The organism is Limnobaculum xujianqingii (genome assembly GCF_013394855.1).
In the GTDB taxonomy this organism is placed as follows: Bacteria; Pseudomonadota; Gammaproteobacteria; order Enterobacterales; family Enterobacteriaceae; genus Limnobaculum; species Limnobaculum xujianqingii.
In genome coordinates, this window is the sequence record NZ_JABMLK010000001.1 from 2,358,881 (window position 1) to 2,382,888 (window position 24,008).

A 24,008-nucleotide genomic window follows, 5' to 3' on the forward strand; every position below is an offset into this window, starting at 1 on the left:
AAATTCATTTCTAATAGATTGGCTTATTAACTGCGTGAGTATCTAGATCAATAAGATAATCTATTCGAATATTTTCATCATAAGGGTAAATATCGTATCCATACCGGGCACAAAAGACGGAAATAAAGTCCTTTTCACTAACCTCACTCAAAACCGCCATCATTCGCTGTTTTAATTGCCCGACAGATGATACTTTGCCTGAAAGTAGTACATCACCGTTAATGCTCTCTATTCCAACTAGCATATATAAATTCTATTTTTCAAATAATACAAACTGATACCATATCTCAAATCTAATAAGACTGAAGTAATGATGAAAATGAAAGAATCTGACTTACCAACGATTATCGCTCAAGATAAGCAAGCTTGGGCGGCAATACAAGATATCGCTTCTTATGAAAAAAAACAGGAGGCACTCGCGTTATTAAAAATACTCACTCTTGGTCAACAGCAAGTTGAAGACAATCAGCTAACACCGATAGGAGATGTAGTTCAACGTTTAAAAAACCGAAGTAAAAAGGATTAATGACTAAAATTTGGAGCGGGAAACGAGACTCGAACTCGCGACCCCGACCTTGGCAAGGTCGTGCTCTACCAACTGAGCTATTCCCGCATTTGGAAGGCCGTACGTTATACAGATAACAACGTGACGGGGAGCGCATTATACGAAAACTAATCTGTCCCGCAAGCCCCACTATCAAAAAATCACACATTATTTCTTTGTCTGCTTATTAAAGCGGCAAAATGCTCTAATAAGCAGCAGACATTAATAATACGGCTCAATCTTCGCCGCTCTTACAGCTTAATAAAATTCTCGCGATAGTAAGCCAGTTCTGCAATTGAATCACGAATATCATCCAATGCCTGGTGGGTACTCTGCTTGGTAATACCTGCCAGTACTTCTGGTTTCCAGCGGCGTGCCAGCTCTTTCAGCGTACTGACATCCAGATAGCGATAGTGGAAATAGCGCTCCAGTTCTGGCATATAGCGATAAAGGAAGCGACGATCCTGACCGATACTGTTACCACAAATAGGTGAGCAGCCATGAGGTACCCACTGCTGTAAAAACTCAATGGTTTTTTGCTCAGCGGCCTGTTCATCAAAAGCGCTCTGCTTAACCCGCGTCACTAATCCGCTTGCGGTGTGGGTAGTGGTGTTCCACTCATCCATCAACGCCATATGTTCATCCGTTTGATGAATCGCGAAAACCGGCCCTTCAGCCAGAACATTCAGGTTAGCATCCGTCACTATGGTGGCGATTTCGATGATGCGATTAATTTCAGGATCTAAACCGGTCATTTCCAGATCGATCCAAATCAGGTTATTCTCATTCCCGGACATGATGTTTCCTGCGTGATTAACTGAACATCAGTGTATCATAGCCGTTTGACGCGTTCTCGGCGACTGTCACTGCTGCTAAAAGGTATTTTTGTGAGTAAGAATAAACTGTCTAAAGGTCAACAACGACGCGTTGCTGCTAACCATCAGCGACGTTTACAGACAACCAATCAAAAACCAGAGCCCGACGATTCGCTGTTTGGCGAACCTCAGGAAGGTATCGTCATTAGCCGTTTTGGCAAGCACGCCGATGTGGAAGCACCGGATGCCAGTCTACACCGTTGCAATATTCGTCGCACCATTGGCTCGTTAGTCACAGGCGATCGTGTCGTATGGCGAGCGGCCATCACCACACAGTCGAAAGGCATTATCGAAGCAGTACACGACCGTATTTCGGTTCTTACCCGTCCCGACTTTTATGATGGCATAAAACCCATCGCTGCCAATATCGACCAAATTATTATCGTCTCAGCCATATTGCCTGAACTTTCTCTGAATATCATCGACCGCTATCTGGTGGCTTGCGAAACTTTATCGGTTGAACCGATCATTGTATTGAATAAAGTTGATTTACTGGATGAAGAAGGTCGTGAGTTTATTAATCAAACCATGCAAATTTACCAGCATATTGGCTATACCGTATTACAAGTTTCCAGCTATACCGGTGAAGGAATGGTTGAGTTAAAGTCTCACCTCGATCACCACATCAGTATTTTTGCCGGTCAGTCCGGTGTAGGTAAATCCAGTCTGCTGAATGCCCTGCTGCCTGCCGATGAAGCCAATATTCATGTAGGTGAAGTATCCGATAACTCAGGACTTGGTCAACATACTACAACCGCCTCTCGCCTGTATCACCTGCCGGATGGCGGTGACATTATTGATTCACCGGGAGTACGTGAATTTGGCCTCTGGCATCTGGAACCGGAACAGGTAACGGAAGGCTATATTGAGTTCCGCGACTATCTGGGCCACTGCAAATTCCGCGACTGTAAGCATATTGACGATCCCGGCTGCGCCATTCGCCAGGCGGTAGAGCAGGGAAAAATCTCTGAAGAACGCTATGATAACTATCTGAAAATACTGGATAGTATGGCCGACGTAAAAGTTCGTAAAAACACATTAGAAACCAAAGATTAATGACATATTATTGTCGGAATCTGGCTATTAACAGAACCCGGTAATTTATTGCCTGAAACATTGCCGATTGGCTGTGGTCATAATCAGGATAAATCACAATTTATAACGGTATGCGGCAGGTGAATGACTTTATATTTCAGCCCCGCTACAATGCGCGACTTTGATTTAACAGCCAGACAAATAACGCAAAGAGGATACCCCGTGCTGGATCGTATAAAAGTACAGTTACAATATTTACTCCCTAAGCAGGGGCTTACTCAACTGGCAGGTTGGGGAGCCAGTAAACAGGCAGGATGGCTAACCCGCCTGGTCGTCAAAGGGTTTGCCAAATATTACCGCGTAGATATGCAGGAAGCTCAGCAGCCAAACCCTGAGTCATACGCCACATTTAATGATTTCTTTGTTCGCCCACTGAAAGACGGTGCTCGCCCGATTGTTGAGGGTGAACGTCAACTGGCACTGCCTGCCGATGGCGCAGTCAGCCAGTTAGGCGCAATTACTGAAGGCAAATTACTTCAGGCCAAAGGACATGACTATACGCTGGAAGCTTTGTTAGCTTGCAACATGCCAATGGTAGAAAAATTTCGCAATGGCCAATTTGCCACTATTTATCTTTCCCCTCGCGACTACCACCGGGTACATATGCCGTGCAACGGCGTGCTGCGTGAAATGCTGTATGTTCCTGGTGATTTGTTTTCGGTAAATCCGCTAACGGCAGAAAATGTTCCTAACCTGTTTGCCCGTAATGAACGGGTTATTTGTCTGTTTGATACCGATTTTGGTCCAATGGTACAAATTTTGGTTGGTGCCACCATTGTTGGCAGTATTGAAACCGTCTGGGCTGGTACTATTACCCCTCCTCGTCAGGGAGTACTGCAACGCTGGACTTATCCGATCGAAGGTGAAGGATCGGTCATACTGAAAAAAGGCGATGAAATGGGCCGCTTTAAATTAGGCTCTACGGTTATTAATCTGTTTGCTGAAAACAGCATCACCTTTTCACCGGCTCTTCAGTGCAAAACACCAACCCGAATGGGTGAATTATTCGCGGAAGCCCGTGAATAATAAAGGTGAACTTCACTCGCCACGATAACTTAACCAATAGCTGAGTAGATGATGAAGCTGACCCGTTTATTATTAGCACTGTTAATAAGCCTGTTGTATCTGGCCCCACTTCAGGCAGCTCCGCAGCTTGATGCAGGACAAATCAAGCAGGAGATAAAACTGGTCGAAGCCGATAAGGATATGCCGAATCAGAAAGAGATTCTGGACGCCTATCAAAGTGCCCTGAATTGGGTAACTGAACGTTCAGACTCTCTTTCACGCAGTCAGCAATACCGTAAAGCTATTGATGAGTTTCCTAAACTCACCAAAACCCTGCGTACTCAGCTAGAAGCCGATAATGGGGAAGCACAGCCACCATCTGAAAATCTGACGCTGGCCGAACTGGAACAGTTGTCAATTCAGACTAACAGCCAATTGCTGGAACTCAGCCGTCAGCTTCAGCAAGAGCAGGATCGTGCACGGGAAATTAGTAACTCACTGACTCAACTCCCGCTACAACAGGCATCGACGCGTAAAGCGCTTGGCGATCTTGAACGCCGTCTGCCAGAACAAAATAATCAAACCACACCACTTAATCAGGCTAAATCACTGCAACTTCAGGCTGAGCTGGCCTTTTACAAATCCAAAGCGGACGAACTGGAATTAGAGCAATTATCCGCCAGTAACCGACAGGAAATTTCCCGCTTACAGATTGAAGTGGTAAAGAAAAAACAGGCTAAAACTGACAGCCTGCTGCAATTGATAAATAATCAGCTAAACACCCGTCGCCAGTTGGAAACCAGGCAAACGCTGGAACAGACCACTCAGTTGGCTGAACAGCATGGCGATTTGCCGCTTTCCATCCGTAAATTATTACAAGAAAATCAGGAACTGTCTGAACGCTTAAGCCAACAGGCAGTCCGTCTGGATGAGATCTCTACTGAACAACGGGCCACAATTTCTAAAATTTTACAGGTTCGTCAGGCGCTAACTTCCCTTAGTGAACAGGCTCAGTGGCTGGGCATGTCTACCGCCCTGGGTGAAAGTTTAAGAATGCAGGTATCCCGCCTGCCAGAAATGCCAAAACCTCAGCCGCTGGATACTGAAATGGCTGAAATTCGGGTACAGCGTTTAAGTCTGGATGAACAGCGCGACAAGCTAATCCATATAACTCCCTTGCTACAGGATGATGGGCAGCCGCTTACCGCTTCACAACAAGAACTCGCTAAACAGCAGATCAAAATGCAGCAAGAACTGCTGTCATCATTGCTTGCCGGTGATGATTCATTAATTCTTGAGCTGACTAAGCTGAAAGTTTCTAACAATCAGTTGATAGATGCACTGGTAGAAATTAAAGATGCCTCCCACCGTTATCTGTTTTGGGTGGCCGACGTGAATACACTAAACCTGAGTTATCCGATTCAGGTTCTGCAAGATCTGAACAAGCTGGTATCGCTGGATACGCTTTCTGAGCTTAGCGGTGCCTTTGGCATGATGTTAACCACCAAAGAATCGGTGGTGCTGATTTTGGCGGCACTTGTATTGGTGGGCTTTAGCTTTAGCTCCCGTCGTCACTATCAGGCATTCTTAGAACGAGTGGCATCACGTATTGGTAAGGTGACTCAGGACCAGTTTTCATCAACTATTCGTACCGTATTTTGGTCAGTGATCGTTGCGGTTCCGCTACCGGTGCTCTGGTGGGCGCTGGCTTATGGCCTGCAACATGCCTGGCAATACCCTATCGCTGTCGCCATTGGTGAAGGAGTTAATGCAACTGTACCGCTGATGTGGGTATTTATGATCAGCGCCAGCTTTGCTCATCCGCAAGGCCTGTTTATCGCCCACTTCCGCTGGTCGCAAAATCGAGTGGCACGCGCTATGCGCTATTATCGCCTGTCGCTCTGGCTGGTTGTACCTTTAATTATTGCTTCCATCAGTTTTGATAACTTTAACGATCGCGAGTTCTCCGGCACATTAGGCCGTATTTGCTTTGTTCTGCTATGTGGCGCATTAGTCATGATGACCACCAACCTGAGGCGGGCCGGCATACCGCTCTATCTTGATCGTAAGGGTTCCGGTGAGAATATGGTTAATCAGGCGCTATGGACCTTCCTGATTTGTGCCCCAATTGCCGCTGCGTTATCCGCCTGCTTTGGCTATTTGGCCACCGCCCAGGCGCTGCTGTTACGACTGGAAGCCTCGGTTGCCATCTGGTTCGGCCTGCTGGTTATTTATCATATCATCCGCCGTTGGATGCTAATTCAACGTCGCAGAATCGAGTTTGACCGGGCCAAACAGCGCCGGGCAGAACGACTGGCACAGCGGGCGAAAGGTGAAGAAGAAAGCCTGCCTACCAGCACTGAGGGACTGTTAGATAACGATGACTCAGTGGTCGTCGATCTGGATGCTATTAGTGCCCAGTCACTGCAATTAGTGCGCTCCATTCTAACCATGGTTGCTTTAGTTTCTCTTATTATTCTCTGGTCAGAAATCCATTCGGCATTCGCCTTCCTGGAAAACATCCGGTTATGGGATGTAACCTCATCAGTACAGGGAACGGAGAGCATTCAGGCCATTACTTTAGGTTCAGTGCTGATTGCTATTCTGGTGTTTATTGTTACTACCCAGTTAGTTCGTAACTTACCGGCACTGCTGGAGTTAGCAATCCTTCAACATCTGGATCTGACACCCGGCACCGGTTACGCCATTACCACCATCACCAAATACATACTGATGCTAATTGGCGGTATGGTGGCCTTCTCGATGATTGGTGTTGACTGGTCCAAACTCCAGTGGTTAGTTGCAGCACTGGGTGTGGGACTTGGCTTTGGTTTACAACAGATCTTCGCCAACTTTGTCTCTGGCCTGATAATCCTGTTTGAAAAACCTATCCGTATCGGCGATACGGTGACAATTCGTGAGCTAACCGGTTCGATTACTAAAATTAACACCCGGGCAACCACCATTGTTGACTGGGATAGAAAAGAAATCATCGTTCCAAACCAGGCATTTATTACCGAACAGTTTGTTAACTGGTCGCTGTCTGACTCCGTCACCCGTATTGTTTTAACCGTTCCGGCAACGGCAGACACCGATCCAAATCTGGTGAAACAATTACTGGAAGACGCAGCACATAAATGCCAATTCGTACTGGAAACCCCTGCTCCAGATGCCTTCCTGGTGGATATTCAACAGGGCATTCAAATCTTTGAACTGCGGGTGTTTGCTGCCGAAATGGGTATGCGAATGCCGCTGCGTCATGAAATGCACTCGCTGATTCTCAAAGCCTATGCAGATCACGATCTGACCCTGCCATTCCCACCATTCCAAATGCGCGCCGACGCCCTCTCCCGCGCGGGCCTCAGACCCCGGTTTAAAACCGGAGAAATTTAAATAATAAAGGCGCTGAAAAGCGCCTTTAAAATAATAAACAAAGCTAATCGTTGGGAGAGGCCGCCGTTGGGGTCGTAGCAGCTTTAGCTGCCGGAGCGCCCCTAGGCGGACTAGGCCCGATGCACTCCGATGCCAAGTACAGATGTCCTTCCGGCCGAGCACATAGCCAATATAAGCACTACATCATTACGGCCGGAATATCCTCAAAAGCTAATCGAATAACTTCTCAAAAACCAATCTAGGCTCTATCCACCGGAAACGCCATAACCTCACTAATCGACTGCGCTGAAAGCGCAATCATAATCAGACGGTCGACACCCAACGCCACACCGGCACACTCCGGCATACCATAAGCCAGAGCGGCCAAAAAGTTTTCATCAATTGGATGAATCGGCAATCCGCGAGCTTCCCGCTTACGGTTTTCCTGCTCAAAACGCTGGCGCTGCTCACCGGCATCGGTCAACTCACGGAAACCATTTGCCAGCTCAACACCTTTATAATAGACCTCGAAACGTTCTGCTACGCGGTGATCTTCAGAGCTAATTTCAGCCAGAGCCGCTTGTGATGCCGGAAAATGATAAACAAAAGTCGGTTTTTCCTGACCAATATGCGGCTCAACACCAAATGCAAACAGCATCTGCAATAAAGTATCGCGATCCTCTTCCCGGTTCGCCAGCTCTTCCATATCTAATTTAGCCGCAGCAGCTCTTAGCTGAGGTTTATCCGCAGAGAGCGGATCAATTTCCAGATGACGAATAAAGATCTGCTGATAAGAAACCACTTCACTGGCTTCACAATCCAGAATCTGTTGTAGCAGATCGTCAACCTCATTCATCAAACGGTACATATCAAAGTGTGGGCGATACCACTCCAACATGGTAAATTCCGGATTATGATAACGACCCGCCTCTTCATTACGGAAGCTTTTGCCCATCTGATAGATAGGGCCGCTACCCGCAGCCAGCAAACGCTTCATATGAAACTCAGGGCTGGTCATTAAAAACAGCGTCATACCATCTGCAGCACCCGGTCCGACAAAACGCGTCTGAAAAGGAAACAGATGGATATCCGTAACCGTTGCCTGACTCATTGCCGGAGTTTCCACTTCCAACACGCCGCGCTCAGAGAAAAACCGTCTGATTTCACTGACAATTTTCGCACGCTTTAATAATTTAGCGATAGAAGCGCTGGGCTGCCAACTGGCCAGGTCGCTCATTTTTTCTACTCCAAAATTAATTTAGTCCGGCAGTCTACCCTTATCTCTTCCGACAGACAAATTTACCCATCGTTTTCTGATTTCCACCATCACAGGTTCCATTAGTTAGGAGTGAAATAATATGAAAATACATTTATTTAATATATTGATCACATTTTATTAATATAACCATTTTCAAAAAAAATGAATGGATTATGCTGACTAACTATAAAAAAAATCGATCTCGTCAATATTCGTCTACACAAGATTAGGTAGAATAGACGTCCTATACTGGATTCACCAATATTTTCGGTGGTTCTAAAGGTTAACATCAGATTTTCCTAACGCTATAGATCTGACTGGCTGGTATAAGACTTACTTTTTATTATTAAACTGGAACATTTGGAGGAATGCAGTGCAAACCTTTAACGCAGACATTGCTATCATCGGAGCGGGTGGTGGCGGTCTTCGTGCAGCCATTGCCGCTGCCGAAGCGAATCCCAACAGTACCATTGCGCTGATTTCTAAAGTCTACCCCATGCGCAGCCACACCGTGGCCGCCGAAGGCGGGTCCGCTGCCGTTATCAAGCCCGAAGACAGCTTCGAGTCCCACTTCCATGATACCGTCGCCGGCGGTGACTGGCTCTGTGAACAGGACGTCGTTCAGTACTTCGTCGAAAACAGCCCCCGCGAAATGGTACAGATGGAACAGTGGGGATGCCCCTGGAGCCGTAAAGAAGACGGCTCCGTCAACGTCCGTCGCTTCGGCGGCATGAAAGTTGAGCGTACCTGGTTTGCCGCCGATAAAACCGGCTTCCATATGCTTCACACCCTTTTCCAGACCTCACTCAAGTATCCTAACATCAAGCGCTTTGATGAACACTTCGTTCTCGACCTGCTGTCTGACGAAGGTCATGTCCGCGGTTTAGTCGCCATGAACATGATGGAAGGCTCCCTGATTCAAATCCGTGCCAATGCCGTGGTCATGGCCACCGGCGGCGCAGGACGCGTTTACCGTTACAACACCAACGGCGGTATCGTCACCGGTGACGGTATGGGCATGGCATTCCGTCATGGCGTTCCGTTACGTGATATGGAATTTGTTCAGTATCACCCGACCGGTCTGCCGGGCTCCGGTATCCTGATGACCGAAGGGTGTCGTGGTGAAGGCGGTATTCTGGTCAACAAAGACGGTTACCGTTATCTGCAGGATTACGGCATGGGTCCTGAGACCCCGCTGGGCAAACCTGAAAACAAATACATGGAGCTGGGTCCGCGTGACAAAGTCTCCCAGGCTTTCTGGCACGAATGGCGCGCCGGTCGTACCATTCCTTCTCCGCGCGGCGATGTGGTCTATCTGGACCTGCGTCACCTGGGTGAGAAGAAACTGCTTGAGCGTCTGCCGTTCATCTGTGAACTGTCCAAAGCCTATGTTGGCGTGGACCCGGTGAAAGAGCCTATTCCGGTTCGTCCTACCGCGCACTACACCATGGGTGGGATTGAAACCAACCAGCAGTGTGAAACCCGTCTGGCGGGTCTGTTTGCCGTGGGCGAATGTTCCTCTGTCGGTATGCATGGTGCTAACCGTCTGGGCTCCAACTCCCTGGCTGAGCTGGTGGTATTCGGTCGCGTGGCCGGTGAGCATGCCATTGAGCGTGCCAAATCTGCCGCGCCGGCTAACGGCAGCGCGCTGGATGCCCAGGTGGCGGATATCGAAGGCCGTCTGCATGCCCTGCTTAAGCAGGAAGGCACCGAGAACTGGTCGAAAATCCGTGATGAGATGGGCCTGAGCATGGAAGAAGGTTGTGGTATCTACCGTACCGAAGAACTGATGCAGAAGACCGTCGACAAGATTGCTGAGTTGAAAGACCGCTTCAAGCGCGTCAGCATTACTGACCGCACCAGCGTGTTCAATACTGACCTGCTGTACACCATTGAGCTGGGTCATGGTCTGGATGTGGCTGACTGTATGGCTCACTCTGCGCTGTTACGTCGTGAATCCCGTGGCGCGCATCAGCGTCTGGATGACGGCTGTACCGAGCGTGATGATGTGAACTTCCTGAAACATTCACTGGCGTTCTACAGCCCGGACAGCACCACGCCGCGCATTGAGTACAGTGATGTGAAAATTACCACCCTCCCGCCGGCCAAACGTGTATACGGTGCCGAGGCGGAAGCCCAGGCTAAAGAAGAGGCATTAAAGAAGGAGCAGGCGAATGTCTGAGATGAAAACCCTCAAAGTTGAAGTCATGCGCTATAACCCGGAGCGCGACAGTGAACCCCACTTCGAGGCGTATGATGTGCCTTATGATGCGTCCACTTCATTGCTGGATGCGCTGGGCTATATTAAGGACAACCTGGCTCCGGACCTGTCTTACCGCTGGTCCTGCCGGATGGCGATTTGTGGCTCATGCGGCATGATGGTGAACAAGGTGCCTAAACTGGCCTGTAAAACCTTCCTGCGTGATTACACGGACGGTATTAAGGTGGAAGCGCTGGGTAACTTCCCGATTGAGCGCGACCTGGTGGTGGACATGACTCACTTTATTGAGAGTCTGGAAGCCATTAAGCCTTATATCATTAATGACAGTCTGAAGCCGGAGAACGGTCCGACCATTCAGATGCCGGCACAGATGGAGAAATACCATCAGTTTTCCGGTTGTATCAACTGCGGTCTGTGTTATGCCGCCTGTCCTCAGTTTGGTCTGAACCCGGAGTTTATTGGTCCGGCGGTGATTACGCTGGGACACCGTTACAACCTGGATACACGTGATAAGGGTAAAGCGGCCCGTATGCCACAGCTTAACGGCAAGAATGGCGTATGGAGTTGTACCTTTGTCGGTTACTGTTCTGAAGTCTGTCCGAAACACGTTGACCCGGCTGCGGCTATTCAGCAGGGTAAAGTGGAGAGTTCGAAAGACTTTATGATTGCCATGCTGAAACCTCAATAAAGGGAGAGGGATACTATTATGATGACCAAACGTAAACCCTATGTCCGCGAGGTGAAAGCTGACTGGTGGAAGCGACTCGGGTTTTATAAGTTTTACATGTTCCGTGAGAGTACGGCGGTGCCTGCCGTGTGGTTCAGTCTGGTGCTGATATACGGTGTGTTTGCGCTGGGCAGTGCAGAGAGCTGGTATGGTTTTGTGGGCTTTTTAGCCAACCCGGTGGTGATGGTAATAAATATCATCACGCTGATAATGGCGCTGGTTCATACCAAGACCTGGTTTGACCTTGCACCGAAGGCGGCGAACATTGTGGTAGGCACAGAGAAGCTGAGTGCGAAGCCGATTGTGATGTTCTTCTGGGGCGTAACGATTGTGGCGAGCCTGATAATTCTGGCCGTGGCACTGATTTAAGGAGTCGACTGACATGATTGAACAAAATCCGAAGCGCTCTGACGAGCCGGTATTCTGGGGCCTGTTTGGTGCGGGCGGTATGTGGGGAGCGATTATTGCGCCGGTGATTATTTTACTGGTGGCGATTATTCTTCCGATGGGCTGGGCACCGGAGGCGCTGAGTTACCCGCGTATTCTGGCGTTCTGTCAGGGATTTATTGGCCGTGTATTTTTGCTGCTGATGATAATCCTGCCGATATGGTGTGGTTTACACCGTATGCACCATATGACCCATGACCTGAAGTGGCATGTGCCTGCGGGCAAGCTGGTATTTTACGGTCTGGCGAGTGCGCTGAGTGTGATTGCGGTGATTGGGGTGTTTATGCTGTAAGCAGCATGCCCGATGATGTGATTGCATCAGATATTAAGACGTAAGGAAGCGCCCCGTTGGGGCGCTTTTTGTATATGGGGATGGGAGTTTTAGTTTTTAAATCAGCGACTGTGGATATTCCGGCCGTAATAGCTAAGTGCTTATATAACCTGATGTGTACGGCCGGAAGGACCATGAGTTCTGAGTGGTCATCAGGTATGGTGTGCGTCGGGCCTAGTCCGCCTAGGGGCGCTTCGTTGGCTTACGCCAAGTCGACCCCAACGGCGGCCTCTCCCGACGATTGACTTTGTCTAAAGACCAAGACCAAGACCAAAATCAAAAGCTAACGGCTAAAAAAGGTACAGAAGCCAATTATCATTAACGATTTCAGTCAACTTCTTTCAGATTCAAACAGCTAAAAACCATTGTGACATTCAAACCAGCCCCCTATTCAGGCGCAAAGCGCCTGAATACTAACTAGTCCCCTGACCTTAGGGAGCACTGGAATTCAGCTGACGACTGAGAGAGGCCAGCACGACCAACAGGGATGTTGGTCGAGGCACTGCTTCGCCGGGAGCGAATCAGTGCCGGTGCGTTAAGGCCGAACGAAAGAGGAAGGAAGTCGCGTAGCGACCTGGATTCGTGTGCGAAGGCGCGGAGGTGCAGGAGGCGTTCGCCTTAACGCCTCCTGCTCGGCCGCCGCACAATAGCTCAGTCATACACTTCGCTATTTGCGGACGAAACTTACTCAAAGCTCAATCATTTATCACACCCAAGCTCATCAATACCAATGCGCACACGGAGTTGCATAGGGCATTCACCTTAATGCCCTATGCTCGGCCGCCGCACAACAGTCTAGTCAGACTCAACATCATTAGCGGACGAAACCTACTCCCAAACCTTCCGTTTCAGTTTAATACTAATCAAAACCTGACACTGACATTCATATTCACCATATTCGACTGCTGGTTATCAGCAAAATACTGCTCATACATCATATTTAGCGCCATGTTATCCGAGAACTCCCACTCCAGGCCGCTACCAACCATCATCACATCGCGCGACAATGGAACACCATCCAGCGGCATGTATTGGTTCACGCCAGTAAAGCTGGCGTTATAGCTACCATTATCCTGAGCAATAGCGCGTTGATAGTGAGTTTGGGCTGTCAGGTTAACCTTACCTTTATTTCCCATATCCCAACCGTAACCGGCACGAGCACCTACACCAGCCTGCCAGCGGGTAGTGGTTTGGGAATTAGCCTGTAAGCCAAAACCAGAAGCACCATTTTCCTTAAAGGCATCCTGTTTCAGGCTGATGTATTGGCTATCAACATAAGGAGTGAACTGCCAGCCCTCTTTCTTCATGCGATAACCCATTTCACTACCAAGGGTGAAGTAATTACCACTTTGATCGCTGTTAACGCGTGCAGTTTGATTACCCAATAACAGCGTCCGTTTTTGTTGACCATCGTAGTAGCCAGATGCAATACGCCCGGTTACGTAATAAGAATCAAAGATCTTACCGCCATATAAAGAAGCTTCACCTACAGTACCGCTGCTGCTTTCTGAGCCGCGACTCAGGCTACCGTTGGTATTACTGCGGGTAAGTGAGCTACCGATAAAGGTATTTTTATCCAGAAAAACGTCCTGCCCCATCACCCAGCCGTTCATATTGTAATTAACACCAGAGAAACCGGTGCTGTTCAGATTACTTTGATAGTTAATATTACCAGTCCAGGCATTACTTCTTGGGGAATCCATCAGTTGAGCAATATGGTCAGAAACCTGACGATTATTAACGTTAACCGCCTGCATCGTCATGGCCATTGCGGCGGCAGGTAGTTGTCCGGACAGGCTTTCCAGTGAGGCTTGAGCAGTCTGAGCATTCGGTGACTGCTGCAAACTGGCTGCACCACTCAAAAATTCAGACATTTTGGCATCAGCCGGAGTTGGTGAGTTAGCCAGTTGTTGATCCAATTGAGTAAATGCTTGCTCAACCCGGGTAGCTCCGGAGGTTGCTGCCGCATTATATTCAACACCGGCAACATTGGTGGCCTGTACTCGTTGAATATTCAACCAAACCTGACTGTTACTGTAATCAGGTGTTGCATCCAGAAAAACGCCGGATGCCTTGGTGAAAGTAGCAAATTTTCCGGTTAAGCCACCCTGAGCGGTTAACACATCCTGACGTTGAGTTGTGGTGACATACCCCTGAGGTACCGCCAGTACGTGAAGATCGCCAGCCAGAGATGCGGTTCCCTGAACATTCAACGTAGAGCCTAATACCAGTGCTAAATGACCATCAGCAGTTTGGGTATAATTACTGTTGAAGTTGGTTTGACCATTACGTAATACCACACTGCCCTGGTTATTAACGTTACCGCCAACACGACGGACATCCAGCGTACCGGAAGGGCCAATGTTTACCGCAGAAACCAATCCGTTATCGGAAGCCAGCGTACCACCTAATACTTGAGTTAAACCGGTATAAGTCGCATCTTTTCCAAGTACCAACGTACCGGTGCCATTCTTAATCAGACCGCCTGTTCCACTGATTGAGTTACCCCATGTTGAGCTATAACCGCTGAATGAAACGCTGACATCACCCCAATCAAACTTCGCCGGGCCACGTACCGCAGCATCAACATTGAGCATGCCATAACCAAATGTCGCATCAACGCCAGGAGCACCAATATCGGTTGCTGTTCCCAACAGAGTCTGGCGAACTAAATCATTAGTAAAATAGGGAAATGCTTGCCACACCATTGCGGCAGCACCAGTTACCTGAGGGGTAGCAAATGATGTACCAGAAACCAGTGAGTTACTTAACGCTCCAGTTTCTGCATTTTGACTGAGAACGGATACCGTACCCGGAGCCACCAGACAATAATTCATGCTGATACCACAGGCATTCGCATAAGCAGAAAGCTCATCCGGTCGATTCACATTCACTGAACTAACCACCAGCCATCCTTTTTCTAAAGCAGCTGAATTAGCAATGGTTGGCAAAGAGGCAATTTTGGTTGGCGTAATATCACTATCATTACCGCTGGCAAACACCACTAATCCGCCATGAGAAACGACAAAATATTGATAAGCATTAACATAACTGTTAGTGGTTGATGTATCAGTAACCGACCAGTCAGGCATGCTCCATGAGTTATTCAGAATTTTAGCGCCCGCATTTGCCATATCATAATTCACTTGGGCTAATGAATAGCCCTTAGTGCCTGCGGAACTGGAGGTATCAGAGATAATGCGTCCGCTGACAATAGTAACACCTGGTGCTGTGCCACCGGAGAAGGGGCCAACCCGCTGTCCTGCCAAAGTTTGAGCGACTGAAGTACCGTGACCACGGACATCCCCCACGCTGGTATTGTTAGTACTTGGGTCAACATAGGTCAGTGACTGGGAAATTTTGCCCTGAAGTGCCAGATTGGTCGTTAATACCCCACTATCAACCAAACCAACAATCACTCCGGCACCGGTATACCCCGCCATACGGGCTTCTGCGGCATGAGTAATAAACAGATTCTGATTGTAGGTATCGCGAGTAAATGGTTCTGTCGCTGAGATAACGGGAGCGGTAGTCTCTGCCGGAGGGGTTGTTGGAACAGAAGTGCCGCCAACGCCGTCATTACCACCGCCGCCACCGCCTCCACCTCCGCCACCACAGGCAGAAAGGGTTAACATTAAAAGAGAATTTCCAGTGAGATATAAAGATTTTTGTAATAATGATTTTTCTGAGGACATGAGGAGTACCTCCGGCTTTTATTAGCCGTTTTTATAAGCAATTTAAACACTCCTTGAATTCCGCAAATAAGATTCAATATTTCGGATTTCAGATATAAGTCATCCCTCCCCCTGAAAGCTTTCCCAAAGGCTTCGGAGATAATACTTATGAATAACAATGTTATGTTGCTTACTGACTAACCCTATCAAATGAATTGGCAACGACACTTTTGATGGTTATTCTAAATGTAATGCTAGACGTACTATCCACACCCGTCAAATATATAGGATGATTTTATTTACAATTAATTAACAATAAAATTAATTCAATCAAAACAGTTAACTAAAATATTAAACGATCATTTCCGGTTAGAAAATGCTCACCAATCCTTATAAAACAATAAAATAACCACACAGTTATAAGTGGTATGAAAATATTATAACCACTCATAAAGGAACACTTTTTATGTGGATTTAAATAGAAAAAATAAAAACAATATTTTTTTTGAGGATATTAATATCCTGATAACATATTTGATTAACAATTAAAAAAGAGAGTATTTCAGACAAAGTAAATTTATTTTGTATTATTTAGCTTTGAATATTAAGAATTTGAATAAACCATATAAAAAACAGGTGAATTAACCTGTTGTTAAAATTAAATATGATATCAATGCGATGCTGCTATACCTGAAAAGTACCTATGCAGCATCGCTTTGATTAGTTAGTGATGCTAAATCCCCCGGTATGGGTTTTAATAGCAGAGTAAGGTAGTACTGACCAATCAGGATATTCACATGCCCGCGCAACTCGGGGAAAAGAGGGACTAAAATAAAGACCTTTCGGCGTAAAATGCTAGTTAACAAATGACCAATATTCAACAGTACTATAATCACATTCATCGCTCTTTTTCATTTGAGACGGATGAAGTTTACGCATTTGTTCTACAATCCAGGGGGCAAACACAGTATTCCGATAACCGGAGAATGCTTCAAAACTTGCGTCATCTCCGCCCTGCTCATTGTAATAAACTGGCTTGCCCTTGCCGAGCCAGATTACATCTTCAAGCGCCAGTTCCTTGCCGCTCTTCATATCCAAATTAATCGGTGAATCAGCGAAGTCTGGATGAGCACCACCGCAATAATAATCAGTAAATACCGATGCACTGATCACCGATGGGGAAAAGTAGGTTGGTTTTACTGATTGATTAAAGTCCGCCTGCCCGGAGCTACCGGATAACCCGCCCAACATACAACCATGATAATCAACAACTTCACGCCACAGGCGATCTCTCAATCGTACATTGACTTGGGCCATCTGGTCCTGAGGGTAGTCAGACACCAATTCAAACATCCGAATCCCGGAATTTGGTTCTTTCCACCAGCGGATACGATATCCCATGAACTCCTGTTCATTCTCTGCCTTCAAAGGCATATTCAGCAAACGCAGATAATCGTAGAGATTATCCTTACTCAATGCATTTTGATAAGGCGTGAGCGCTTGTTTTTGGCCTACAGGAATAATTGCCGGCAACAGTGACACATCGATAGTTTTTGCTTTATCTCCATGCCATTGGCCGCTAAGCCCGCCTTCAGGTGTTGGAGTCAACGTTATCCTCGGCGCTTTTTGCTTACCGATAACACTTTCATTTTCATATAACTCAAGGCTACCACCTTCTGACTGAGTTCCCGTCAGGGCAATATCTTTACGATAACGCAAATAAAAATAGCGCCCCGTAACTTCATTAGATTCAGAAGTAACCAGTTCAATCACCACTGGAGATTTACCAATTTGGCCGGTATAGGTCATTTGCTGTTCATCATGTTGAGCATACGCAGGGCACAACACACTGAGCCAAATAATTCCTGTGGCGGCAAGTAACGTTAATAATTTCATAGCAACCCTTAACTGATATCGACACATATTATGTGTGTCGCCAGTTCCCAATAACAGATCAATGATAGACGTTTATTAACGGGCTGCCGCAATAATTGCCTGTCCAAGAGATAATCCCCCATCACCCATCGGCAAACGTTCAGGCCAAATGACTTGCATGTCACCCAGATAATGAATCAATAACTCCCGTAATAATCGGTTGTGCATAACACCACCAGACAGCACAACAATGTCGATCTGATGCTGACTGGCAAACATCTTAGCCATGCTGGCAAAGCCTTGCGCTAATGCATCGTGAAACGCGTAGGCTCTCTCTGCAGCAGGTGCCTGATAGGCCAGCCATTGATTCCAGAATGTCGCCAGGTCCAACTGATTATTCACAACAGGCATAGTTACCGGGTGAGCGGTTCGGCAACATTGTCGAGCCAACGCCTCCAGCTTACAGGCCGCCTCACCCTCCCAACTGATAGCAGAAGGACAGATTGCCAACGCAGCCGCAACCGCATCAAACAAACGGCCACAGGAAGACGCTTGCGGGGAGTTTAGTCCTCGTTCAATTGCAGTAGCTAATGGCTGCCAGTTTTCCCGATTAATCACTGCCGCAGCAGAATAGTTCTGCCAGTTGGGAACAAAGCGCAGCCACTGAGCTAAAAGATTACGCCATGGTTGAGAGGAAGCCTTATCACCTCCCGGCATCGCCACTGAAGGTAATCCACCAAGATGCTCACAATGCTGATAATCAACCAGCAGGCATTCCCCACCCCACAACTGACCATTTTTACCGTATCCCAGACCATCCAAAGCCAAACCAATTACTGGCCCTTGCTCTTTTCGCCAGCCGTGCTCTGCCAGACAGGCTGCAATATGGGCATGATGATGCAAAACTTCTATAATCGGTAATCTACGCTGTGCCGCCAGTTCTCTGCCATAACGATGACTGACATAGCCCGGATGGGCATCAACTACAATAGCCTCTGGTGTAAATTGATAAATATCTTCAAATAGTGTCAGTGATTGCTGATACTGCTGCTGAATATCTAAATCATCCAGATCGCCTAAGTGCTGGCTGAGTACCGCCGCGTTACCTCTTAGTAAGCAAAAAGTATTTTTCAGATCGGCACCCATGGACAGAATCGGTGGTATATGTTCAAAACCGTCCGGCAATTCAATAGCATCAGGTACATAGCCTCTGGCACGACGTAACATCTCCGCTTTACCACGGTGGTAGCGTATTACCGAGTCATCTGCCCGCTGCACAATATCCCGATTATGCATCAACCACAGGTCGGCAATATCGGCTAAATCATCCTGCGCCTGCTGATTTGACAATGCCGGCGGTTTACCTGACGAATTACCGGAAGTCATCACCAGCGGCCTGTTCACCATACCAGTCAGCAAATGCTGCAAAGGATTTGATGGCAGCATCATTCCTACCTCATCCAACCCGGGGCAAATGGCATCACTTAAAGGAGAACCCAGAGATTGAGTCAGCAAAATAATTGGGGCCGGACTGCTTTTCAACAGCTGTTTTAATCCGTCATCCTGTTCCTGACTACAATAATTCAGCCATTGTGCAGAAGGCAACATAACCGCTAAAGGTTTAGACGGGCGATGCTTACGTTGGCGTAATTTATTAACTGCATCACTATTGGTGGCATCACAGGCCAAATGAAAGCCACCCAAACCTTTAATGGCTAGAATACCGCCGCTTAACAGTAAATCAGCGGCTTGTTGCAACGCATTATCTCCGGTTATTCCAGTGGTTGATGCGTCACCTTTACGACTAAGCCAGATGTGAGGGCCACAAACCGGGCAGGCATTGGGCTGAGCATGAAAACGACGGTCTGCCGGTGATTCATACTCCACTAAACAGGCTGGACACAAAGGAAATTCAGCCATTGCCGTATTGGGTCGGTCATAAGGCATTTTACGAATAATAGTAAAGCGTGGACCACAATGGGTACAGTTAATGAAAGGGTAGTGATAACGACGATCTTCAGGGTGATAAAGTTCACTCAGGCAACTGGGGCAAGTTGCTGCATCGGGTATCACTTGAGTATCCATATGACCTTCACCGCTGCTGCGAATGGCAAAATCCGCTGGTAAGGTCTGCCAGTCTAAAGAGTGAGGGGTAATACTCTCTATCCGGGCCAGCGGCGGGCAGCGCTGATAAAGCTGGGTTAAAAAGGTCTGATAAATATCTTCTGGTGGCATCACCAGACGAATCAGAACACCTTCAGCATCATTGCAGACATCGCCTGCTAACGCTAAATCATGAGCTAATTGCCAGACATAGGGACGGAAGCCAACCCCCTGTACTTTTCCTTTAACCCGAAGCTGTATCCCATTCGATATCACATCATGCCCCTTAACAATAACGTTCACGATTATCGCCCGTATTACCGTTATTTTGCGCTACCAATCACTGCGGGTCATCCAAAAAGATCAAAGAAATTATCAATTAGGCCACAAAAACTACTCGGCTTTGGCCGAAGATGTCTATAATGTCACCTCACGTCGACTATTCCCTTGTTCGGCCCGCAGCTATGACGCAATAACAATACACAGGATGCTGACCAACAGAGTACGGTTTATGAATAACAAACAACAACTATTTGCTTTAGGCCCCTACATGGAATTTAGTCGTAAGCAGTGGGCTGCTCTGAGGGATTCAGAGCCATTGACGTTAACCGAACAAGAAATTATTAACCTGAAAGGGATCAACGAAGACCTGTCGCTGGACGAGGTTTCTCAGGTCTATCTGCCGCTTTCTCGTCTGTTAAATTTTTACATCGACAGTAACCTGCAAAATCAGGCAGTACTGGAGAAGTTTCTGGGAATTAAAAACCAACGGGTTCCTTACATTATCAGCGTTGCTGGTAGCGTTGCCGTGGGTAAAAGCACCAGTGCTCGGGTGCTACAGGCGCTGTTGAGCCGTTGGTCTACACATCGGCGAGTTGAATTAGTCACCACCGATGGTTTTCTGCACCCCAATCATATTCTGCGTGAGCGGGATATGATGCAGAAAAAGGGATTTCCTCAGTCCTATGATATTCAGAATCTGGTGCGTTTTGTTTCAGATATTAAATCAGGCGTACCGCGGGTAGAAGCGCCGGTCTATTCACATCTGACTTACGATATTTTACCGGGTGAGACTCAAATTATTGAACAACCGGATATTCTGATTCTTGAAGGGCTAAACGTGTTGCAGAGCGGAATGGATTATCCTCAGTCGCCGCATCGGGTCTTCGTTTCCGATTTTGTCGACTTTTCTATTTATGTTGATGCTAAAGAAGATCTACTGCATCAATGGTACGTTAATCGCTTCCTTAAATTCCGTAAAGGCGCGTTCTCCGATCCTGACTCTTATTTCCACAGTTATGCACAACTGTCGGAAGAGGAAGCAGTTAATATTGCCAACAATATCTGGCTGGAGATTAATGGAAAGAACCTGATTCAGAATATTCTGCCCACCAGAGAAAGGGCCAGCCTGATTCTGACAAAAGGGGATAATCATGCAGTAGAGAAAGTCCGGTTGCGTAAATAACCAGGCTTCGCCATCAAGATATAATATTCCCCGCGCCAAATGCGGGGAATTAATTAGTCGTTATCAGGACGCAGAGAGATTTCTCCGCCAATAAACGGTTTAAGTACGCCATCCTGATCCAACAACAGTGCCCCCTGCTTATCAATCCCCCTGGCAATACCATGAATTTGCTGTTCGCCAATTAACAGTTTTACCGGACGATCGATAAAGTTATCCAGCTTACGCCAGCGAGAAATAAACGGAGCCAGTCCCTGCTGTTCAAACTGAATCAGTGATTCCCGCAAGGTTGAAAGTAAGCAGGGTACTAACTCGTTACGATCGATAGCGATGCCGCTATCAGCCAGATTTGCCCATTGCTGATTAACCACATTGCTGTCTGGCTCACGCATGCTCAAATTGATACCGGCTCCAATCACCACATTGGCGGCATCACCGGTTTTTCCGGTCAATTCAACCAGGATTCCGGCCAGCTTACGATCGTTCAGATAAAGGTCATTCGGCCATTTTACCTTTACCCCTTCTGCACCGAGTTTCCGCAGAACTTCAGCCATAACGATACCAATCACCAGACTAAGACCAATAGCCGCTGCCGGCCCCTGCTCCAGACGCCAAAACATAGAAAGATACAGGTTAGCACCAAAGGGAGAAAACCACTGGCGACCGCGACGACCGCGACCTGCCTGCTGATATTCAGCCACACAGGCATCACCGGACTGGAGCTGATCGAGTCGCTCCATCAAATACTGATTAGTGGAATCAATGACCGGTAATACCGTCACCCGCCCTTCAGTCAAACGCTGTTTAATTAATTGCTCATCAAGCAGCTGGATTGAAGCAGGCAAGCTATAGCCTTTACCGGGAACGGTAAATACATCTAATCCCCAATCTCGCAGGGTTTGCATATATTTATTGATAGCGGCACGACTCATACCCAGCTCAGCGCCAATTTGCTCACCGGAGTGGAATTCTCCGTCAGATAATATCTTTACCAGTTGCAACGGCACCGCAATGTTTTTCATGCCAGCACCTCAAGCGCGTTGCGCTCACCAGTTTTGCCAATAAAACGAACTTCCGGCTCCAGTACAACATTAAAACGCTCAGCCACTTGCTTTTGCACATAGGCCGCTAAAGCAACAACATCCTGAGAGGTCGCATTATCCTGATTAATCAGCACCAGAGCCTGCTGTTGATGAACGGCGGCTCCACCAATACGATGGCCTTTCAATTGGCACATATCAATCAACCAGCCTGCGGCCAGTTTTTCCTGACCGTCAGCCTGTGGATAGTGAGGCGCTCCAGGATAATGTTTCAGAATATCGGCGGCCTGCTGCGCACTGACTACTGGATTTTTAAAAAAGCTACCGGCATTTCCCGTCACATTTGGGTCGGGTAACTTGCTGGTACGCATCGCGCAAACCGCGTCAAATACCTGCATTGGCGTCACCGTTGCCAAATCAAACTGACGCAGATCGCCATAGCTTAAAACCGGTTTCCATTGCTTTGGTAGCTTCAAACCAACTGCCACAATGGCATAGCCATCGCGGAACTGGTGCTTAAAGATGCTTTCCCGATAGCCAAAATGACACTGCTCAGCTTTCAGTCGGGTTAACTCCCCGGTTCTTAAATTGAGAAGGTCGACATATTCACAAACATCTTTTAACTCAACACCATAAGCACCTATATTCTGGATGGGTGCAGAACCAACACAGCCAGGGATTAACGCCAGATTCTCTAACCCGGCAATATTATGTTCCAGCGCATAGCGCACCAGTTCATGCCAGTTTTCACCGGCCCCCACATGCAAATACCAGTTATTAGCTGACTGGCCGATTTCCCTGCCTTTAATACGATTTTGAATAATCCAACCGTCGAAATCCTCTAAAAACAACATATTGCTGCCTTCTCCCAACAACAATGCCGGACACTGTTGCTGTTCAGACTTCTGCCATGCATCAACCAATTGCTCAGCGGATTCAGCAACAATCACGCGCCGGGCATGAACGGGTAAACCAAAAGTATGAAGATTCTGAATCGACACGAATGGATGAGTCATAGCAGGTCCTGACGTAGTTATTAGAGTGATTAAAATACAGGGAAAATGATGTGGTTAGTCTACCTGAATATAGGGGGATGACATAGGGGGGAATAGACCTCTCTGTCTTTGCTCGGCTTCATATCAGGACTGAGCACATTTCGTCGCCTTAAATGCCGAGTCTAACTCTGTCTCGCTGCGTTCGCAGACTGGTTCTGTGTTTATACACTAGTCACTGCCTGTATGGGCATGGGTGTTTCGGGGTTACGACATGTGCTTTGGTTTGCTTTTCTGAGATGGATTTCTTCTGGATCAGTGAACATTTCGCCGCCTCAAATGCTGAGCCTAGCTCAGCCCCGCTGCTCGCACCGAGTCAGGGGTGTTGAGGGGCGAACACCCCTGACAACCCCCGCCCTTTTTAATCGCCGCTGCGTTCGCAGACTGGTTTTGTGTTTGTACACCAGTCACTGCCTATATAACCATGGGTGTTTCGGGGTTACGACATGTGCTTTAGTTTGCTTTTCTGAGATGGGTTTCTTCTGGATCAGTGTACATTTCGCCGCCTCAAATGCTGAGCCTAACCCAGCCCCGCTGCCCGCGCCGAGTCAGGGGTGTTGAGGGGCGAACACCCCTGACAACCCCCGCCCTTTTTAATCGCCGCTGCGTTCGCAGACTGGTTCTGTGTTTATACACCAGTCACTGCCTATATGGGCATGGGTGTTTCGGGGTTACGACATGTGCTTTAGTTTGCTTTTCTGAGATGGATTTCTTCTGGATCAGTGTACATTTCGCCGCCTCAAATGCTGAGCCTAACCCAGCCCCGCTGCCCGCGCCGAGTCAGGGGTGTTGAGGGGCGAACACCCCTGACAACCCCCGCCCTTTTTAATCGCCGCTGCGTTCGCAGACTGGTTCTGTGTTTATACACTAGTCACTGCCTATATGGGCATGGGTGTTTCGAAGTTGCAACTTGTGCTTTAGTTTTCT

General features: G+C 47.6%; 16 protein-coding genes and 1 tRNA gene. 9 read left to right on the plus strand and 8 right to left on the minus strand.

Features of this window, described 5'->3' with window-relative positions:
* The first annotated feature begins 310 nt into the window (after nucleotides 1-310).
* Entirely contained in the window at nucleotides 311-526 is a 216-nt protein-coding gene (locus tag GOL65_RS10670; RefSeq protein ID WP_140919676.1) for an antitoxin, Phd family protein, read from the plus strand.
* Nucleotides 527-537: 11 nt separating this feature from the next.
* Here GOL65_RS10670 and GOL65_RS10675 read toward each other — a convergent pair.
* Both GOL65_RS10675 and orn read right to left on the minus strand, forming a co-directional pair.
* A tRNA-Gly gene (locus tag GOL65_RS10675) sits at nucleotides 538-613 on the minus strand.
* A 182-nt stretch (nucleotides 614-795) separates the two neighbouring features.
* Nucleotides 796-1,341, minus strand: a complete 546-nt coding sequence (gene orn, locus GOL65_RS10680; protein WP_140919675.1) for an oligoribonuclease — start codon at nucleotides 1,339-1,341, stop codon at nucleotides 796-798.
* Nucleotides 1,342-1,431: 90 nt separating this feature from the next.
* Between orn and rsgA the strand changes: the two genes are divergently transcribed.
* The 3 genes from rsgA to mscM all read left to right on the plus strand — a co-directional run bounded on the left by rsgA (nucleotide 1,432) and on the right by mscM (nucleotide 6,912).
* Complete coding sequence (rsgA, locus tag GOL65_RS10685) at nucleotides 1,432-2,475, plus strand: small ribosomal subunit biogenesis GTPase RsgA (RefSeq protein WP_140919674.1); 1,044 nt, start codon at nucleotides 1,432-1,434, stop codon at nucleotides 2,473-2,475.
* Nucleotides 2,476-2,676: 201 nt separating this feature from the next.
* Nucleotides 2,677-3,540 carry an archaetidylserine decarboxylase gene (gene asd, locus GOL65_RS10690; protein WP_140919673.1) on the plus strand — a complete coding sequence of 288 codons (864 nt, stop codon included), beginning with the start codon at nucleotides 2,677-2,679 and terminating at the stop codon, nucleotides 3,538-3,540.
* Nucleotides 3,541-3,588: 48 nt separating this feature from the next.
* On the plus strand, nucleotides 3,589-6,912 hold the full coding sequence (mscM, locus tag GOL65_RS10695) for a miniconductance mechanosensitive channel MscM (protein ID WP_407657476.1): 3,324 nt from the start codon (nucleotides 3,589-3,591) through the stop codon (nucleotides 6,910-6,912).
* Nucleotides 6,913-7,150: 238 nt separating this feature from the next.
* Here mscM and epmA read toward each other — a convergent pair whose 3' ends face one another.
* The gene (gene epmA / locus GOL65_RS10700; protein ID WP_140919672.1) at nucleotides 7,151-8,128 is read right to left on the minus strand and encodes an elongation factor P--(R)-beta-lysine ligase; all 978 of its coding nucleotides are present in this window, start codon (nucleotides 8,126-8,128) and stop codon (nucleotides 7,151-7,153) included.
* Nucleotides 8,129-8,522: 394 nt separating this feature from the next.
* Here epmA and frdA point away from each other — a divergent pair, with 394 nt between their 5' ends.
* Genes frdA through frdD form a run of 4 tightly spaced genes read left to right on the plus strand, consistent with a single transcriptional unit; the run spans nucleotide 8,523 to nucleotide 11,836 of the window.
* Nucleotides 8,523-10,331, plus strand: a complete 1,809-nt coding sequence (gene frdA, locus GOL65_RS10705; RefSeq protein WP_140921525.1) for a fumarate reductase (quinol) flavoprotein subunit — start codon at nucleotides 8,523-8,525, stop codon at nucleotides 10,329-10,331.
* Nucleotides 10,324-11,058: a succinate dehydrogenase/fumarate reductase iron-sulfur subunit gene (locus tag GOL65_RS10710; RefSeq protein WP_140921526.1), complete on the plus strand. Its 735-nt coding sequence runs from the start codon at nucleotides 10,324-10,326 to the stop codon at nucleotides 11,056-11,058. The genes frdA and GOL65_RS10710 overlap by 8 nt, the downstream gene beginning before the upstream one ends.
* 18 nt (nucleotides 11,059-11,076) lie before the next feature.
* Complete coding sequence (gene frdC / locus GOL65_RS10715) at nucleotides 11,077-11,466, plus strand: fumarate reductase subunit FrdC (RefSeq protein ID WP_140921527.1); 390 nt, start codon at nucleotides 11,077-11,079, stop codon at nucleotides 11,464-11,466.
* Between the two features lie 13 nt (nucleotides 11,467-11,479).
* A complete protein-coding gene (gene frdD / locus GOL65_RS10720; RefSeq protein ID WP_179038312.1) occupies nucleotides 11,480-11,836 on the plus strand; it encodes a fumarate reductase subunit FrdD in 357 nt (118 codons plus the stop codon).
* A gap of 902 nt (nucleotides 11,837-12,738) precedes the next feature.
* On the opposite strand, the gene GOL65_RS10725 is transcribed toward frdD, so the two are convergent.
* The 3 genes from GOL65_RS10725 to hypF all read right to left on the minus strand — a co-directional run bounded on the left by GOL65_RS10725 (nucleotide 12,739) and on the right by hypF (nucleotide 19,803).
* Complete coding sequence (locus GOL65_RS10725) at nucleotides 12,739-15,510, minus strand: S8 family serine peptidase (protein WP_140921297.1); 2,772 nt, start codon at nucleotides 15,508-15,510, stop codon at nucleotides 12,739-12,741.
* 894 nt (nucleotides 15,511-16,404) lie between these two features.
* Entirely contained in the window at nucleotides 16,405-17,445 is a 1,041-nt protein-coding gene (locus tag GOL65_RS10730; RefSeq protein ID WP_140921298.1) for a hypothetical protein, read from the minus strand.
* 75 nt (nucleotides 17,446-17,520) lie between these two features.
* Nucleotides 17,521-19,803, minus strand: coding sequence for a carbamoyltransferase HypF (gene hypF, locus GOL65_RS10735; RefSeq protein ID WP_140921333.1), 2,283 nt, complete (start codon nucleotides 19,801-19,803; stop codon nucleotides 17,521-17,523).
* A gap of 235 nt (nucleotides 19,804-20,038) precedes the next feature.
* On the opposite strand from hypF, the gene coaA reads away from it, so the two are divergent.
* Nucleotides 20,039-20,992 carry a type I pantothenate kinase gene (gene coaA, locus GOL65_RS10740; protein WP_140921299.1) on the plus strand — a complete coding sequence of 318 codons (954 nt, stop codon included), beginning with the start codon at nucleotides 20,039-20,041 and terminating at the stop codon, nucleotides 20,990-20,992.
* 53 nt (nucleotides 20,993-21,045) lie between these two features.
* Here coaA and birA read toward each other — a convergent pair whose 3' ends face one another.
* Together birA and murB are read right to left on the minus strand one after the other, a co-directional pair.
* Nucleotides 21,046-22,011 (minus strand): bifunctional biotin--[acetyl-CoA-carboxylase] ligase/biotin operon repressor BirA, encoded by a 966-nt coding sequence (gene birA / locus GOL65_RS10745; protein WP_140921300.1) that lies wholly within the window; start codon nucleotides 22,009-22,011, stop codon nucleotides 21,046-21,048.
* Nucleotides 22,008-23,045, minus strand: a complete 1,038-nt coding sequence (gene murB / locus GOL65_RS10750) for a UDP-N-acetylmuramate dehydrogenase (RefSeq protein ID WP_140921301.1) — start codon at nucleotides 23,043-23,045, stop codon at nucleotides 22,008-22,010. The genes birA and murB overlap by 4 nt, the downstream gene beginning before the upstream one ends.
* Between the last annotated feature and the right edge of the window lie 963 nt (nucleotides 23,046-24,008).